This window comes from Winogradskyella litoriviva (assembly GCF_013249065.1).
GTDB classification, from domain to species: Bacteria; Bacteroidota; Bacteroidia; order Flavobacteriales; family Flavobacteriaceae; genus Winogradskyella; species Winogradskyella litoriviva.
Genome location: NZ_JABRWQ010000030.1, coordinates 1 through 783, shown reverse-complemented (window position 1 = coordinate 783; position 783 = coordinate 1). Strand labels below are relative to the sequence as shown.

Annotated in this window: 1 protein-coding gene; it reads left to right on the top strand. The window is 29.0% G+C overall.

What is annotated here, in order from left to right:
• Positions 1 to 99 precede the first annotated feature (99 nt).
• Positions 100 to 645 carry a DUF4377 domain-containing protein gene (locus HNV10_RS17090; protein ID WP_173302679.1) on the top strand — a complete coding sequence of 182 codons (546 nt, stop codon included), beginning with the start codon at positions 100 to 102 and terminating at the stop codon, positions 643 to 645.
• The last annotated feature ends 138 nt before the right edge of the window (positions 646 to 783 follow it).

Sequence of the window (783 nt, the reverse complement as noted above, 5' to 3'; positions counted from 1 at the left end):
AACCACGCAACTAACCATACACAAACACGTTGGCAACAATTTGACGCAACCAAATCGCGAATTTAACATCTATAGATTATAAGCTTAATTTTATAAAAAATGAAAACTCAAATTTTATTATTAATTATTGTTGGATTTTTATTCTCTTGTTCCCATAATGATAGTGAAAACGAAATTCAAACTATTGATATGAGGATTAATCATTATCAAAATACTGGAATCGGAGAAGGGTTATTTTTAACTCTATTAGTTCAAGAAAACAACAATATTGGTTCTAATAATTGGACTAAATTTTATAATTCTATTGAGGGTTTTGATTATCAAGCAGGACATATTTATAATATTAAAGTAAAAGTTGAACAAATTGACAACCCACCTGCTGATGGAAGTTCATTAAAATATACATTACAAGAAATAATGTCAACTGAAGAAGTCAATTATGAGACTTCATTTGACATTGATTTAAAAATTGGTGGGCAAAGTTTTATTACTACTACTTCTGGTTATGAAATTTTAAACCAAATTGAAATTGATTGCAATAATCTCTGTGATGAATTAGCATCTCAACTTCAGAATCAAGATTTTGTAATCGGAACTTTTAACAGACTTGATATTAATGAAATAAAATTAATCGGACTTGAATAAAAACTGTCGCCAACACCGTGTATATTTAATTGCTTTTTTATTCTCTACTTGCGAATATTCCTGCGGAATATTCACGGGTTCGTGAATGTTTACTAAATTAGTTGCTGAAACACGCAACTAACCATACACAAACACGTT